This window comes from Bacillus sp. NTK071, assembly GCF_017303315.1.
Lineage (GTDB): Bacteria > Bacillota > Bacilli > Bacillales > Guptibacillaceae > Guptibacillus.
Genome location: NZ_JAFKOI010000004.1, coordinates 104,260 through 118,130 on the forward strand (window position 1 = coordinate 104,260; position 13,871 = coordinate 118,130).

Annotated in this window: 13 protein-coding genes and 1 pseudogene; 1 reads left to right on the forward strand and 13 read right to left on the reverse strand. The window is 40.1% G+C overall.

What is annotated here, in order from left to right; translation table 11 throughout:
• Positions 1–133 precede the first annotated feature (133 nt).
• From JI666_RS09525 to JI666_RS09550, 5 genes and pseudogenes are all read right to left on the reverse strand, one after another.
• Positions 134–385, reverse strand: coding sequence for a hypothetical protein (locus tag JI666_RS09525; RefSeq protein ID WP_206891179.1), 252 nt, complete (start codon positions 383–385; stop codon positions 134–136).
• Between the two features lie 301 nt (positions 386–686).
• Complete coding sequence (locus JI666_RS09530; protein ID WP_206891181.1) at positions 687–947, reverse strand: hypothetical protein; 261 nt, start codon at positions 945–947, stop codon at positions 687–689.
• A gap of 310 nt (positions 948–1,257) precedes the next feature.
• Positions 1,258–1,893, reverse strand: a complete 636-nt coding sequence (locus JI666_RS09535) for a Type 1 glutamine amidotransferase-like domain-containing protein (RefSeq protein WP_206891188.1) — start codon at positions 1,891–1,893, stop codon at positions 1,258–1,260.
• Between the two features lie 170 nt (positions 1,894–2,063).
• On the reverse strand, positions 2,064–2,666 hold the full coding sequence (locus JI666_RS09540) for a superoxide dismutase family protein (protein ID WP_206891190.1): 603 nt from the start codon (positions 2,664–2,666) through the stop codon (positions 2,064–2,066).
• Between the two features lie 178 nt (positions 2,667–2,844).
• Positions 2,845–3,741, reverse strand: a pseudogene (locus JI666_RS09550) (DUF6843 domain-containing protein).
• A 227-nt stretch (positions 3,742–3,968) separates the two neighbouring features.
• Between JI666_RS09550 and JI666_RS09555 the strand changes: the two are divergent.
• Complete coding sequence (locus JI666_RS09555) at positions 3,969–5,036, forward strand: AbrB family protein (RefSeq protein WP_206891193.1); 1,068 nt, start codon at positions 3,969–3,971, stop codon at positions 5,034–5,036.
• Between the two features lie 57 nt (positions 5,037–5,093).
• Here JI666_RS09555 and JI666_RS09560 read toward each other — a convergent pair whose 3' ends face one another.
• The 8 genes from JI666_RS09560 to JI666_RS09595 all read right to left on the reverse strand — a co-directional run bounded on the left by JI666_RS09560 (position 5,094) and on the right by JI666_RS09595 (position 13,858).
• A complete protein-coding gene (locus tag JI666_RS09560) occupies positions 5,094–6,605 on the reverse strand; it encodes a UDP-N-acetylmuramoyl-L-alanyl-D-glutamate--2,6-diaminopimelate ligase (RefSeq protein ID WP_206891194.1) in 1,512 nt (503 codons plus the stop codon).
• A 197-nt stretch (positions 6,606–6,802) separates the two neighbouring features.
• Positions 6,803–7,582, reverse strand: coding sequence for an ABC transporter ATP-binding protein (locus JI666_RS09565; protein WP_206891195.1), 780 nt, complete (start codon positions 7,580–7,582; stop codon positions 6,803–6,805).
• A complete protein-coding gene (locus JI666_RS09570; protein WP_206891198.1) occupies positions 7,572–8,381 on the reverse strand; it encodes an ABC transporter ATP-binding protein in 810 nt (269 codons plus the stop codon). The genes JI666_RS09565 and JI666_RS09570 overlap by 11 nt, the downstream gene beginning before the upstream one ends.
• The gene (gene nikC / locus JI666_RS09575; protein WP_206891200.1) at positions 8,381–9,211 is read right to left on the reverse strand and encodes a nickel transporter permease; all 831 of its coding nucleotides are present in this window, start codon (positions 9,209–9,211) and stop codon (positions 8,381–8,383) included. The genes JI666_RS09570 and nikC overlap by 1 nt, the downstream gene beginning before the upstream one ends.
• Entirely contained in the window at positions 9,208–10,149 is a 942-nt protein-coding gene (gene nikB / locus JI666_RS09580) for a nickel ABC transporter permease (RefSeq protein ID WP_206891201.1), read from the reverse strand. The genes nikC and nikB overlap by 4 nt, the downstream gene beginning before the upstream one ends.
• On the reverse strand, positions 10,146–11,684 hold the full coding sequence (nikA, locus tag JI666_RS09585; RefSeq protein ID WP_206891203.1) for a nickel ABC transporter substrate-binding protein: 1,539 nt from the start codon (positions 11,682–11,684) through the stop codon (positions 10,146–10,148). Before nikA ends, nikB begins: the two co-directional genes overlap by 4 nt.
• 42 nt (positions 11,685–11,726) lie before the next feature.
• Positions 11,727–12,605, reverse strand: coding sequence for a DMT family transporter (locus tag JI666_RS09590; protein ID WP_206891205.1), 879 nt, complete (start codon positions 12,603–12,605; stop codon positions 11,727–11,729).
• Positions 12,602–13,858, reverse strand: a complete 1,257-nt coding sequence (locus JI666_RS09595) for an opine metallophore biosynthesis dehydrogenase (protein WP_206891209.1) — start codon at positions 13,856–13,858, stop codon at positions 12,602–12,604. The genes JI666_RS09590 and JI666_RS09595 overlap by 4 nt, the downstream gene beginning before the upstream one ends.
• Between the last annotated feature and the right edge of the window lie 13 nt (positions 13,859–13,871).

A 13,871-nucleotide genomic window follows, 5' to 3' on the forward strand; every position in this document is an offset into this window, starting at 1 on the left:
TAAATAAATTGCTGACATAACACATTGCTAGAATCGTAACCATCAAAAACGTAACTCTTACTTTCATAAGAAACCTCTTTTTCAATTCAACCTACTTGAAGGATTCTACAATAGAACAGGAGAATCTACTAACTTAGATGAAGTCATAGATAAAACCCAATGTGGTTAGTAGAAATACGACACTCAAACCAAACTTTATGTACCCACTATACTTTGGTTTGTCACTTTTCTTTTCCATAAACTCTACATACGTTATGAGCAACATCAGTCCAACCCAGGTCAAGATGAATCCTGTCATATCGTTAGCCATTTGAAACCTTATTGATACTAATGCTAATAGAAAATAACCTAAATACCCACAAACATAATGGATGTAGTGCTTCATATGTTTTACCAATCCTCCTAGAACAAAAGCTTAAAGTCCATTAAACAACTTTAGTTAGATGACACCTCGGTTAACAACTACACTTCTAAACCTTACCATATTTTTACTAGTTATCCTGACGATAGTATTTAAAAATCCCCTCTATAACTTAACAAACTCCTAAGAATACGTCGGTGTTTTCATTTTTTAATTAAGTAGTTCATCTCAATGTGAAATTATTCTGCAAGCAGTCTATCCAAAAAAAGAAGCAAATTCCATGTTGGAAAATGCCCATTCTCTGATTTGCACATGAGTAATTGTGCTAATCATCATCTCCGCTGCCACCATTTTCATCCTGTCCATCTACTTCGTCACCCCAGCGCTCTTCCGGCTCTTCCTCACGATTTCGCCGTTCCTTTTCTTCTTCATCAAATTCTCCTGTTTCATATCGCTCATCGTATCCGTCATCGTCATAAAAATCATCATCCAACTTAGATGACTTCACGCTTGTTGAAGCATGGGTTGCAGTAGCTCCACCCGAAACGGCTTTTAACTTAGATCGACGTGATAGACTCCTGAACACAAAAAATCCACCAATCATGAAGATGAATGCAAATTCAACTGGAGTAAACAACAGTAACGCTAGCAGGATAATACCATACAGAATCCAATAAATTGTCCCCAGCCCCCTCGAAGAACAGTAGTTTGATGCAATAGCTGATGCAACAAGTGCTTGGCATACCTGGACCCATACACATTAAGAAGGACATGTTTTACAAATTTATCTTATTCCTCTGAACGTGAATCCATGCCTACTGGTGTTCGGTTTTGTATTAGATGCTGTTGATATACTATCTATAAAAGCTTCTTGATGTTGATGATTTCTATCTTTACTATCCATTAATCTTAACAATATCACCTATCATTTGGATGTCTTCACCTTCTACAATGATTCCATCCCCATCATTTCCAGCATAAACAGTTGTTCCAGTCGTTTTTGCGTAATGATAGACATCCCTCTTGAAAACATCACCCCACCGATTATAATGAGGCAGAAATTCAAAGTCCACTAAATTTAGTGTGTCTACTTCATCATCAGATTCTCCTGTAAACAACTCAAATAGTTTAGAAGACTTTCCTAGTTGAACTGCTCCACCACTAACGCCTACAATTATTCCTCCATGATTAAAATAATCACATAGCACTTTTTCCATATTACGATGCTTAATCGCCTTCTTAAATTGAATTGGATTCCCTGCAGAAAGATGAATCATATCACATTCAAGCAATTCCAATATTTTCGAAGGATTGAATTCACTATATAGGTCAAAAAACATCATGTTTTGTATCCCGTATTCACGATAATAGTTTGCTTTGATGTTGTAATACGCCTTTTCTTTGTCCTCCGTGGAAGGAACGTAACCTATCTTAATCCTATTCGTTTCATTATTCGCAAAGAGTATATGATCCATTCTTTTATTACCAGGAGACTCAACTATTTGGTCACTATAAAAGAATAACTTCCCCATCCCGAGCACCTCACTTGTTTCAACTCGTTTTTTTAGAATATCTTCAAAGTAAATATTACCACGATTTTCCTAATAATATTGACAATTTAGGAAATGAAAAAAGCAGTTCAATTAAGGGTACACTTTGAATTCTTGTACTCCAAAATTGAACTACTTCATTTTAAAGAAAACTATTCAGCAATCACACCACACGCAATGCGATCCCCCGCATCACCAGACGGTTGTGAGCTGTTATCATCTTCGCCAGCATGGATGACAAGGGCTGTTCCAGATTCTTTTAGCAACGAGTTGTCTTTCCCTTTTTCAAGCGTTACTTTCTCATTCATGATTTCCTTTTGAACCGTTCCGTCTGCGCTCACTTCAAGGTTCTCCATGTCACCTGCATGTGGACCATCCTCTGACATCGTTCCGTGACTCGCATCGGAAGGGTTAAAGTGTCCCCCTGCTGACTTGAAGTCAGGCGCTTCACATGATCCGGTTTCGTGAATATGAAACCCGTGCGTTCCTTCTGGTAGATTAGTAACGTCAAGTTGAATCATTGTGCCACTATCCTGTTGCATCAGTTCAGCCGTTCCAACCTCTTCTCCATCCTGGTTCATCATATTAACTGTAATTGTTTCAGACGTTTCCTCACCTTGTTGCTTTTCCTCACCGTTATTCGTTGTACCGTTATTCTCTGATCCTGATGAGCCTTCCTCATTTGAAGTAGTGCCGCAAGCCGTAAGTACAAGAAAAACCGATAAAAATGCAAAAAGAATCGTCCATCGTTTCATATTCGTAACCCCTTCCTACATGTATTCATATACAAGTTAACACAGGAGTTCATTGTTTAAACTTAAATAATGGATATTCTATCCATCTACCTATGATCCCCTTTTCGAATCGAGGCTTTAGTCGTATGGAAATAGAGGACAATTTGAAACGATCTAGTGAAAAAGAAGGAACGAATGATTATAAAAGATTCATCCAATAATTCATGACTTCTCTTCCCGGTATATCAAATCGTTCCTTTCCATTCAGAAAAAACTCATCTCCACAATCATCAGCTGTGATTTGAATCATCTCGTAACTCACTTCTTGTCCATTTTCATTGGTGAAATTTCCTGTCCGTTCAGGATGAATACACTTTTGTTTGATTGGCGTTCGTTCTCCTTGGTCATTCATATAGGAATAAGAATTGTTAACAAGACCTTACACCCTCTCCTTCGTGGAGGTTAGGGTAATTCCGTAATCATACAACTCCATTCCTTCAAGCGCTGGGAATTGTTTCTTCACGACTGGAATAATCGTTTGATCATCCTTCTTTGTTAATGACGGTTTACCAGGAAGATTATAAAACGTAATAATTGTACCTTCATAGCCTTCAGGGATTAAGTATGTATTATTCATTTCTACTTCGTTCCTGCTCTCCACTTGCATGAGTTGCCATGCACCAACAGCAACTAAGATAACTAAGGAGCATTGAATGAGGAACAGTTTAAGATGCCATTCATGGTTCTTACGATGTAGCCATTCATCAACTATAAAAAAGAGGATGGCTGCACAGAGTGCGAAAAATCCAAGCCAACCAATCACTAGACTTGTGAGCGCACCAAACGCGATATGAATAAAGCCAGCCGTGAGAAACCTCACCCTCATTACCTTCTGAGATACATAATCGGATAGAATGGACACGAGAAGTCCGTAAGTGAAATTGCCTAACCCTCCATACACGATCACAGTTGGGATCGCTACAACTGTATCCGTTACATCTTCGCTACTGATACCAGCCCATATACCGTATAGCGTACCAAGTAGTAGTGTCGATAATAAGGCAGCTAGCAATTTCTTTCTAGTAGATATCTTCATAGATCTCCCTCATTTTAAGAAACCATATGTTTGTGATTGTTTTCACATATAGTTTATCACAATGAACACTTCATCGTAAGCATCTCCATTAAGGTGCTTCCTGTGATTTATGCTAACCGTTTGTGCTAAACTAACTTAAATTGAATGCAACATATAAATAGAAAGCCATTAATACCTATAAAGGTTTTTCTAATTAAACTGTTAAACGAAATAAAGGTGCTGTTTTTATGACAAAAGTAATATTAATTCTAGTCGCATTTGGAACGGGATTCCTATTTGATCTAATAAACATCCCTGCTGGCTGGTTGTTAGGGGCTATGCTTGTCGGTGTTTTCTATCGCCTAGTAATTAATGATATCGCGTACCCTAACCTCTTATTCGACCTTTCTCTTGCCGTAATTGGCGTAAGCATAGGCATTAGTATTAAAATTTCGATGTTTAAAGAGGTCGTGAACTATTTGCTTCCACTTGCTGTATCCATGATCATCCTTTTAGTCGCGAGCTGGATCCTCGGTAAAATTCTTTATCGCTATTCGAATCTAGATGGCAAAACGGCTTTATTCTGCTGTCTACCTGCAGGCGCTTCTGTCATGATGGCGTTAAGTAAGGAGTATAAAGCGAATCTCGGAATTGTCGCAGCCTTTCAAACAGTGCGCATCATGATGCTCGTCGCAACCATTCCAATCGTTGCTGGGCTAATGTCCTCCTTTCTTTCCACAAAGGAAGTAGAATCAAGCTCGTTAGGAAAAGCGGCAGACAATGCTTTGCCTATGTGGCTCGCGGTGATCAGTTATTTGTTCCTAATTGTTCTCACACTCATTGTAGCTAAGAAGTGGCGCATTCCAATTGCTCCATTTCTCTATGCAATCTTGCTTTCGTTTCTCTTTCATGTATTCGTCCAGCCTCTTCCTCCCATGCCGAATCTTGGAGTTGGATTAGGAATGGCGATGCTTGGTGTGATTATCGGAGTGCGTTTTGATCGCAAGTCATTAGCTGATATTAAGCAAATTGGATGGACAAGCGTTGCTATTCTGCTTGCGTTTTTCTTCTTAACGTTTGTTGTAACATTTGTGTTCTACCTGATGACACCCCTAGATTTCACCACAAGTCTACTTGCCATTGTACCTGCAGGAGCACCGCAGATGGCCTCTGTTGCCGCCTCGCTTCAGCTTGACGCAAGTGTTGTTGCTGCGATGCAAGTGATTCGCTTGCTCGTTCTTATTCTAATTATCCCAGCTCTTGTTCCTTTTCTCGTATCGAAGGATGACAATGAAGCAACTGAAAATCAATCATAAGAAAAAGCATGCGCTCACTGGTAAGATAACTGTGAGGTGCATGCTTTTTTTCCAATCCTAACAAGGTTCCTTCAGTTGCTCGCATAATGAACCGTGCTCAAAGTAGTCATGAATAACATCAAGTTCAGAATACGGTACGCGTTCATCTCCAATAATCTGATAGCCACCAAATCCAATTCCAGTTAAAAGTACAACGTCTCCAGGCTCAGCTAGATCGAAGGCGTGGTGAATGGCTTCTTCTCGATGCAATTTGGAATGTATATGAGGAGAGGATGGCTTTTTGAATCCCTTGAGAACATCATTTACAACTTCCTGCCGATTCGTAAATCCAGGCTGATCCACACTAACGACGATTTCATCCGCCATCCCATCAGCAACCTCCGCCATTAACGGTCGTTTATCCGGGTTCCTCAGCCCAACACCTGTAATCATCACAATCAATCTCCGGTGCGGAACGTCACGAACAGCATCAAGAACATGGGATAAAGCATCAGGTGTATGAGCATAGTCCATTACAATTTGAAATGGCGCTTCATGATCCACAATCTCAAATCGTCCCTCTGGGCTTTTAATTGTCCAAACAACGGCTAAGATGTCGGAAAGCGCATAGCCCATTTGATAACATGTTGCGATCGCAGCAAGAAGGTTGGAAACATTATATTCACCAACGATTGGGGCATTAACGCGGAACTCCTGTTCAAACGCATTGAGAGTAAAAGATGTACCGTTGATTGACGTTTGAATGTGGTCGGCTCTGAGATCAGCACTGTTCGATAATCCATACGTTACTACTGAACCAGTGCATCTTTCAATGATGTCACCTGACATGATTGGATCATCTAAATTAACCACTGCGCATCTCGATTGATCAAATAGTTTCAACTTCGCTTCTTTATACGCTTCCATTGTGCCATGGAATTCTAAATGTTCTGGAGTAAGGTTCGTGTGGACAGCAACATCAAAGTTAATACTTGCTAATCGTTTCTGTTCAATTGCAATGGACGTTGATTCAATAACAGCTGCCTTCATTTGGCTTTCTCGAAAGTATTCAAGAACGCGGTGAATATCCGGGGCTTCGGGTGTCGTAGGTACCGTTTGCTTGAAGGTCGTTTTCTTCTTGTCATCCCAAATGCCAGCCGTTCCAATACAGCCTGTTCGTAACGAAAGACTATTCAAGAGCGAATACGTAAAGGACGACACGGTCGTTTTGCCATTTGTGCCTGTTACACCAATCGTATACAAATCATCGGCGGGCGAACCGTACACAATAGAAGCTAACTCGGCTAATGCCAGTCTGCTATCATCCACACGAATAAAACTAACGGAGGGATAGGCCTTAGCGTAGGTCTCAAGTTCATTGCGTTTCGTACCAACGATTGTACATGCACCTTTCTCTATTGCAGTCTCTATATAAAGGTGTCCATCCTGTTTCTCACCAATGATTGCGACAAAAGCTGCATTCTTTTCTGCATCACGCGAATCGTAAACGACCGAGGAAATCACCTGTTGGGAAGGGCCGAAGAAAGTTCCACTTACAAGATTCTCAAGAAGATATGTTTGACTGTTCATTTAACCATCCTTTTTAACTAAATAACGCTTTATCAAAATAAAGCACTTTCTCTTCTCTCTAAATTCCCATGGGGTCAAAGGGATAAACATTTAGAGAGCATTGGATAGGTTATGGACTGTTTTTTTTTGAATAAGACTTAGAGAGGTTCACTAAACATGCCTCATTCGCTAGATACTCCTACGAAAACCTTGGGCCCTTACGTTTCAAATACATCAAGTAATTCTACCGTATACTCATTTCGATCAGAAGCAAAAAGATCACGCTTTTGAAAGGAATCAAGTATCTCTCCTTTTTTCATAACCATAATAGCATCACTCATAAAACTTACTGCAGAAAGATCATGAGAAATAAATAAATAGGATAACCCATGATACTCTTGTAGATCTTTTAAAAGATTTAATAGTGACGCTTGTACAGAAACATCCAAGCTAGCAGTTGGTTCATCCAAGAGAAGCAAAGATGGGTTTGTATTGATTGCCCGGGCTATATTAACTCGTTGGTTCATCCCCCCGCTTAATTCATGTGGATAAGTATCGAGAACTTTTATAGGAAGTTTAACCATTTCTAGTAATTCCAAAGCGCGCTGCCTTCTTCTTCTCGACTTCTGGAACGATCGACCTATACCATGAATTACATCATACGGCTCCATGAGAGAGTCTATTATTTTCAATCTAGGATTCAGCGCTGCTGCTGGATGTTGAAAGACAGCCTGCATCTTTTGACGTGCGTTTTGTAATGATTTCCCTCTCAGATGATGAAGAGGATCCGAGTTGAATAGCACCTCCCCACTGTCAACGCGATCCACTTGCAGTAAACAACGGACTAGCGTACTTTTACCACTGCCACTCTCCCCAACTAGGCCCAGACACTCTCCTTTTCTAATAGAGAATGAAACGTTTTTTAAAGCATGCTGATTAGATACATACCTTTTGGATAATTGATTTGCAATAAGAATTTCGTGTTCCTCATTCCTCATGATGATCCTCCATACCTACACACAAACGAGCACGAGTATCGAGAAGCTTCGGAATTGCTTTTAAAAGCATTTTTGTATAAGGATGTTGAGGATCTTCAAGCACCTCGTTTTTCTTACCTGTTTCTACTATACGTCCTTTTTCCATTACGCCAATCTTTGTGGCATATTTCTTCACAAGTCTTAAATCATGAGTAATGAAGAGAACCGCACAATTTGCTTCAGATGTTAGCTTGAGTATGAGCTGCAATATGTGATGTGCCGTTATACTATCTAAAGCAGTTGTTGGTTCATCCGCGATTAATAAGGAGGGATTGAGCATCATCGCAGAAGCGATTGCTGCTCTCTGAAGTTGCCCTCCACTTAATTGACATGGATAGCTACTATAAATCATTTCTTCTAGTTTCACACTTTGCAAAGCATCGAGTGCTTTGCGCTTCCTTTCAGTTCGTAACAACTGTGTATGCGTCCGAAGAACTTCATCCATTTGCTTTCCTATTCTAAGAAACGGCGTAAAAGCACCAGTATAGTCCTGAAAGATATAGGCAATGTCGTTCCCAAGGAGAAGAGATTTCTCGCGTTTCTTCATATAAAGAAGATCATGTTTTTTGAAATAGATTTCTCCATAATCAACTTGCAGATTACCTGGCAGCAAACCACCGATCGCTGAAGCCGTTATACTTTTGCCACTTCCGCTCTCGCCTACGAGTGCATACCAATCCCCTCGGAATAATTGCAACGATACATTTTGTACAATTCGTTCATCTTCTGTTTTGATTGTAAGGTTGTTCATTCGGAGCATTAGGAACCTCCTATTTTTACATCGTAAGAATCTCTCAACCGATCCCCTAGAAGATTGGAAATCAATACAACGAATACGATTGCTAATCCTGGAACGACCATAAGATGTGGGGCGGTATGGAAGTAAGCTCTTCCATCGTTCAGCATCGCCCCCCATTCAGGTGATGGAGGCTGAGCTCCTAGTCCTATGTAAGAGAGAGAGGCAATCATTAGAATTACTTTTCCAATATCAAGTGTACCAAGCACCATCACGTGACCGATAACATATGGCAACAAGTGCTTCGTCATGATTCTAAATTTGGATACCCCATTCAACTCCGCAACGATTATGTACGTTTTTTCTTTCTCATTTATTACTGTACTGCGGACTAGTCTTGCATAACTTGTCCACTTTACTGTTGCAATTGCAATAATCAAATTCATTAGTCCAGGACCAAGAAGCCCGCTTAATACAATCGCTACAATAAAATCCGGGAAGGCCATAAAAGCATCTGTCATCCGCATAAAAAAACGATCAATGATTCCGCCTGCAAATCCAGATAAAAGACCAATTGGAATGCCAATGAGAAGCACGATTAACATGATAAGAAAACTCACACCAACCGTCGTTTGCGCACCTTCTAGTAATCTTGATAATAAGTCTCGGCCAAGATGATCAGTGCCCAAAAGATGGGAACCGTTCATAGGCAGCAACCGATTCACTGGATCCACTTGAATGGAATCATATGGAGCTAAAAATGGTGCTAGCAATAGAAGAGTGACAAAAAGACAGATTGAAACAACCGTTTCCCTTCTCCTTCTTCTGTCATCCTTTTTCCCTAATGCCTTCATCTACGCCTCACCTCTTTCAAGCGAATTTCTGGATTAATCAAATGATAGGAAGCATCTACACCTAGATTAATGAGCATAATGAGAATCCCCATTAAAAAGATATATCCTTGAATTATCGGGTAATCGCGATTTAAAATGGCATCTACTACAAGCTTGCCCACACCTGGATAAGCAAAAAGCACTTCAATAATAACCGTCCCGCCAAGAAGGCTGCCCAGACTAACGCCAAAAATCGTAATAACCGGCAGCAAACTATGCCTAAATGCATGGTGAATAAACACACGCTTAGACGGTAGCCCCCTTGCTTTTGCTGAGCGTATAAAATCCTGTCCGAAGCTATCAAGTAAACTCGAACGAAGGATCCTCACATAGACGGCGGCCATTGCAAGCCCTAGTGTTAATGAAGGAAGGAGCATATGTTTCCAGGTCCCCATTCCCATTGAAGGCAGTATTCCAAATTCAACTGCGAATAGTTGAATAAAAAGTAATCCAAGCCAAAAGCTTGGAACGGAAGCACCAATTAGCGCAAACACGCGACTAAACTGATCAATCCATTTGTTACGATAGATTGCAGCAAAACTCCCAAGAGGAACTGCAATTACTAACATGAAGAACAGTGACAGAAAGGTTAGATTGAGAGTCGCTGGTAATCTTGAAAGTAGTTCTTCCATAACAGGTTGTTGTGTTGTATAGGAATGACCGAAATCCAGTTGAAAGAACCTCCCCATCCATGTAAGATATTGCAGATAGATCGGCTTATGAAATCCCAGTTCTTCCCGCATCTGTTCGATTTGCTCTTCAGTAACAGCTAGTTCATCCGCTTTCAACATTTGCATGACTGGATCGCCTGGAGCGAGCTTAATAAATGTGAAACTGAGAAATGAAAGAATGAGCAAGAACAGAACAAGTTCAAGTAATCGTCTCACTACCATCATCATTCTGCTTGTACATCTAACTCTTTCGTTAAAACATAGAATTCACTTTTACTCGTGACCCAATTTTTCACATCGTCTTTATATGCAGTTACAAGACTTGGATGCACGATAAAGGAATGAAGCGTCCTTTCGTTAATGATGTCACTCGATGTTTTTGCGAGTTCTTCTCTTTTTTCTTTGTCGACGGTAAGATTTAATTGCTCTATTACTCCGGTTAACTCCTTATCATCGATCCTTCCTGCCTCATGCAACCACCCGCCTGGTCTGTATGCTGAATTCAAGAAATAGCTTGCGTCTCCCCTTGGAACAGTTAATAAACTATAAGTTGCAAGATCCCAGTCATCTTTTTGAGCCATCTCTTCATCTATATTTTCAACCTGCTGAATCTTAATACCTATCCCAAGTTGTTTTGCATTTGATTGAAGAATTTGAGCCATTAAAGGTAACTCAGGACGATAGGAATAGGTTAATAGGTTAAATGAAAGCGCGTGGCCATCTTTCTTGGCCTTCCCATCTTTCATTTCTACACCAGCAGCCTTTAGATAGCTTTTCGCTTTCTCTAGATCGTATTCTTTCTTTTCATTTGATGCAAAGGGCAATTCTGAGGAAAATGGACCGCCTGCGGTCGTTGCATATCCATTAAGTGTACTGCTAACGACTAACTCTCGATCAATCATACTATCAAATGCTTTTCTTAAATTCTGATCCTTAAATGGACTGTCAAAATTATAAAGTACCATTTGTGACCGAATTCCTGGAACAACATCAATCTTGAGGGAGTAGTCCTTTTCTAGCTGTTCAATACTTTCAATGGCAGGCCGATACACAATATCTGCATCACCCGATTGTAGCGCAAGTGTACGAGCATTCGCATCTTCATTAAATGTGAAGACGGCACGATCAAGCTTTGGTTTACCACCCCAATAACGGTTATTTCGTTCTAACTCTACTTTACTTCCGGGGGCAAACGTCACTACTTTAAACGCCCCTGTCCCAACAGGATTTTGAGCAATCTTCTCTTCTTCCGTGTCGATAATCGCTGTGTTCGGATGGACAAGTTCAGACGGAAGCTCTGGCAATGCTTCTTCTAAATGCAATGTAACGGTCTGCCCTTTTGCATCGATTGACTTCAGCTTCAATGTTGATTTCATCGCTTCACTCACTTCAATGTTTCGCTCTAACGATTTTTTCACAGCTAATGCGTCTAGCTTTTTCCCATTTTGAAACATAACATCTTCTCGTATGTTAAATGTCCAAGTTTTGCCGTTATCCCGGCTTCCCCACTTTTCTGCTAGCCATGGTTCGAGTTCAAGATTTTCATTTATCTTAACAAGGGTCTCAGCTACACCTGCTCTAACTGGCGTATAGTTTAAATGGGGATCAAGTGTCTCACTCGGGAAATTAGATAGAAACGTTAGCTCCTTTATACTGTCTTCTGTGCTTGATTCTGAAGTTTTGGTTTCTGATGATGAACAGGCTGTAAAAAGGCTGACTAACAATCCTATCAAGACGAATAAAATAATTTTTCTCGGTACCATTTAGAATTTCTCCTTTTTAAATGAAATTTCAATTCATGAAAGCTATCTTTTTATGACAGGGATCAAGTTTCTCCCTTTGCTTCTCGCTTCACCTCTAGTTTGCGATAAGTAAATACATGCTGTGATAATCAGAAAACCACCAGATATGGTGAAAAGATCTGGTACTTCTGTCCAGAATAGAAATCCCCATAGCGCATTAAACACAATCCCAATGTAGCGAGCGATCTCAACCACGACTACACTTTCATGTGAGAACGCTTGTGTGAGGAAAAGTTGTCCAAGTAAGGAAACCACTCCAATAACGATCAGCAGCAACAAATCTGTGAAAGAAGGCAGCACAAAGTCTTTCCACATTAAAGGTATGGCGACTAACGTGGCAGTCGCTAAAAAGTAGAAAACAATCTCAAAGGAATGGTGTTTTCTGCTAAGAAAACGAATACTCACTGCAGCACCTCCTGCAAAAAGTGCACTTAATACACCTACTAGCGCATAGAGAGAATAAGATGTGTACGTACCTGGTTTCGTTAGAAGGACCATCCCTAGAATAACTAGCGGCAAAATGGCCAACGTTTTTCTTGGAATTCTTTCTTTTAAGAAAAGGAACGAAAACAGTACGGCAAAGAATGGAGATAAGTGAGCAAGTATACTCGCATCAGCAAGCGTAATTCTCGAGATCGTATAGAAATAAGCTAATAAATATAAAGCACCAAACACACCACGCAACATCAGCATTGGTATGCCACTTGTTGAAAAACGAACACGACTTTTCATCATGAATAAATAGATTAGAACTGTTCCGATTACACTTCTAAAAAATACGATTTCAGCTGGAGGAACTGTATCGCTAACTGCTTTTACGAAAGCGTTCATAATACTGAAAGTTACTGAAGATAAAATGGCAAGGAACACACCTCTTTTCATGCAAATGTATTCCTTTCTCCCATGGTATGTAGCTCAAGGTCTCTGACTACTCCTCCTTTAAGTACTTGCCAGTTCTTCACTTTTCGCTCAAACAATTTGATTAACATAAGTGTCTGCGGCATGCTAATACCACTTTCTTTCCCGACTTGATAAATCATTAGTAAATTCTTGTAATCTTCTAATGGAATTCTTGGTATAATCCAGTCTCCATTTACCATTTGAGTAACCTGCTTATATGGAACCTTTGAGAAATCAAAATAAGCTCCGCTCTCATCAGGTTCAGAGAATGGGTCAATGAGTATGGAAGAGTAGCGAATATAGAGAAGGTACTCCTGCTTCACTGTGTCCAATACTGGAAAATCATCAATGTCAGAGCGTGAAAGCGATACTTCGTGTACTGGATAATTATCATCATTAAGAAATTGCAATAAGTTAATAGGTTCTCCACCTAACTCCTTAACAAGTGCTGATATTTCCTTCCACAGCTTAACCATGATTCGAACCGTTTCCTGTGTAATTGGTCCTTCTGGATAGAGCTTGTACAACGATTTCACTGAAGGTTCCTCAGCCAGAATCTCATTCATAGAAAATTCATTAATGAAAAAGGGAGGATGCACGTAGGTAGTTATGTTTCGGCATTCAGCATTGATTGAGTTCTCCATTACAACAGTACGAATGCCAGCATCCTCTAGTAGCCCTTTAACAGAATCGATCTCGCCTCCGTTGTTACTTGTAGCTAGATAGACCCTCTTCTTGACTGCTTTCGTGTAGGCGAAGAGTACATCATCAACCAATTTAAACTTTGTTGCCGCATAATAAGTAGACAGACTGATGACTTCAATCTCTCTATTCACTTCATCTACCAAATTTTTAACTTCCCGATTCGATCCAAAGCCTGCTGACAACAGTATGATCGTTGTTACCTTCTTAAGATTATCAAGTTTCAGTTGATGTATAACTTCCTTGTAGCTATAACTAGGTACGGACAGAATAATGGTGTCAAACTGATTATTAACATCTGAATAACCATTATAAAAATGGGAAATCTGCACTTGTCCCGAAAGAAAAGGCCGGTTCTCGGCTATTGATTTGATGACCCTTCCTTTCTGTTCAAGGTGGTTTTGAACACTCCTCGAATAAGAATCATTACGATTTAAAATCGATACTTTACTTCTCCAGCCATTCGCAACTAGAACTGCTGTTTGAATTGCTGCAGGTCCTGCACCGATGATTAGTGTATGTTCTTTGTTCACATTTTCACCGCCT

Coding starts and splice junctions, on each gene's coding strand:
- JI666_RS09590 (WP_206891205.1), bottom strand. CDS start 12,605: ATGAAAAGAGGTGTGTTCCTTGCCATTTTATCTTCAGTAACTTTCAGT.
- JI666_RS09525 (WP_206891179.1), bottom strand. CDS start 385: ATGAAGCACTACATCCATTATGTTTGTGGGTATTTAGGTTATTTTCTA.
- nikA (WP_206891203.1), bottom strand. CDS start 11,684: ATGGTACCGAGAAAAATTATTTTATTCGTCTTGATAGGATTGTTAGTC.
- JI666_RS09560 (WP_206891194.1), bottom strand. CDS start 6,605: ATGAACAGTCAAACATATCTTCTTGAGAATCTTGTAAGTGGAACTTTC.
- JI666_RS09540 (WP_206891190.1), bottom strand. CDS start 2,666: ATGAAACGATGGACGATTCTTTTTGCATTTTTATCGGTTTTTCTTGTA.
- JI666_RS09555 (WP_206891193.1), top strand. CDS start 3,969: ATGACAAAAGTAATATTAATTCTAGTCGCATTTGGAACGGGATTCCTA.
- JI666_RS09565 (WP_206891195.1), bottom strand. CDS start 7,582: ATGAGGAATGAGGAACACGAAATTCTTATTGCAAATCAATTATCCAAA.
- JI666_RS09570 (WP_206891198.1), bottom strand. CDS start 8,381: ATGCTCCGAATGAACAACCTTACAATCAAAACAGAAGATGAACGAATT.
- nikB (WP_206891201.1), bottom strand. CDS start 10,149: ATGATGATGGTAGTGAGACGATTACTTGAACTTGTTCTGTTCTTGCTC.
- nikC (WP_206891200.1), bottom strand. CDS start 9,211: ATGAAGGCATTAGGGAAAAAGGATGACAGAAGAAGGAGAAGGGAAACG.
- JI666_RS09535 (WP_206891188.1), bottom strand. CDS start 1,893: ATGGGGAAGTTATTCTTTTATAGTGACCAAATAGTTGAGTCTCCTGGT.